1 protein-coding gene is annotated in these 1,199 nt (G+C 63.7%); it reads right to left on the bottom strand.

Translation table 11 applies throughout. From position 1 onward, the window contains the following. Positions 1-135 precede the first annotated feature (135 nt). Positions 136-1,119 (bottom strand): IS5 family transposase, encoded by a 984-nt coding sequence (locus QTI17_RS34965; protein WP_286538778.1) that lies wholly within the window; start codon positions 1,117-1,119, stop codon positions 136-138. Positions 1,120-1,199: the final 80 nt, after the last annotated feature.

The following is a 1,199-nucleotide window of genomic DNA, read 5'->3' as shown; positions in this document are numbered from 1 at the left end:
GGAGATGCTGATCAATGAACGACGTCGTCGGATCTGAAGACATCACGACGCGATGGGTCGCGATTTCGGTCAACGTCGCGCCGTGAGGTCTGCCCGCCGGGCGTTTTGCGCCTCTTTCGAGGCCACTTTCGGTGCTCAAGACGCACCTCGGCCATGCGCGACCAGCAACGACCTCTTGGCGATGACCAGATTGGCCAGCCCGAACAGGCTGAACAGCTGCGCCTCGTTCTTCGCAAGGCCCTTGTAGCGGGTCTTCTTGTGGCGAAACAGGTTTTTGATCACATGGAACGGATGCTCGACCTTGGCGCGGATGCTCGCCTTCAGCTGCTCGGCTTTTTCCAGCAGCCGCGCCCACTTGCGCGTCAGATCCAGCTGCCGGCGCTTGCCCGGCTGCATCGCCACGTGCCACTTCGGGCCTTGCGCTTCCTCGCGCTTGTGCACGCCCCGATACCCGGCGTCGCCGAAGGCCGCTGTCTCCTCGCCGTGCAAAAGCGCGCCAGCTTGCGTCACGTCGTTGACGTTGGCCGCCGTGGCGATCACGGTGTGCACGAGCCCCGATTCGGCATCCACGCCAATATGGGCCTTGAGGCCAAAGTGCCAGGTGTTTCCCTTCTTGGTCTGATGCATCTCCGGGTCTCGAGCATTGCCCGCGTTCTTGGTCGAGCTGGGCGCCGCAATGATGGTCGCGTCCACGATGGTGCCCGCGCGCATCAGAAGGCCTTGCTCGGCAAGATGGGCGTTGATCTCCTCGAACAGCGCCTTGGTGAGGTCGTTGTCCAGCAGCAGGCGCCTGAACTTCAGCAGCGTGGTGGCGTCGGGAACCGACTCGTGCGACAGGTCGATGCCCACGAAGTCGCGTAGCGCCTGGCTGTCGTACAGCGCGTCCTCCAGCGCCTCGTCGGCCAGGCCGTACCATTGCTGGAGGCAGTACATGCGCAGCATCCGGGGCACGCCGATCGGCTGTCGGCCGACGCGCCCGCGCGTGGGGTACAGCGGCTCGATCACGGCAATCAGACGAGACCACGGCACGACGCGCTCCATGTCGGCCAAGAACTTCTCGCGCCGCGTGCGCTTCTTCTTCATCGCGTACTCGGCGCTGGCAAAACTGCGTTGGTTCATCTCGGTGGTGCTGTGACTTGCGATGTCTTCACGCATGCACGGGCCGTGCCCGCAGCGACCTATTGATCAGCGTTTCCCTA

The organism is Variovorax sp. J31P179, from assembly GCF_030316985.1.
Lineage (GTDB): Bacteria > Pseudomonadota > Gammaproteobacteria > Burkholderiales > Burkholderiaceae_C > Variovorax > Variovorax ginsengisoli_B.
The sequence above is the reverse complement of the archived record's forward strand: the minus strand, read 5'-3'. Positions and strand labels throughout refer to the sequence as shown.

Excerpts from the sequence above, each read along its gene's own strand:
- QTI17_RS34965 (WP_286538778.1), bottom strand. The coding sequence starts at position 1,119 with ATGAACCAACGCAGTTTTGCCAGCGCCGAGTACGCGATGAAGAAGAAG.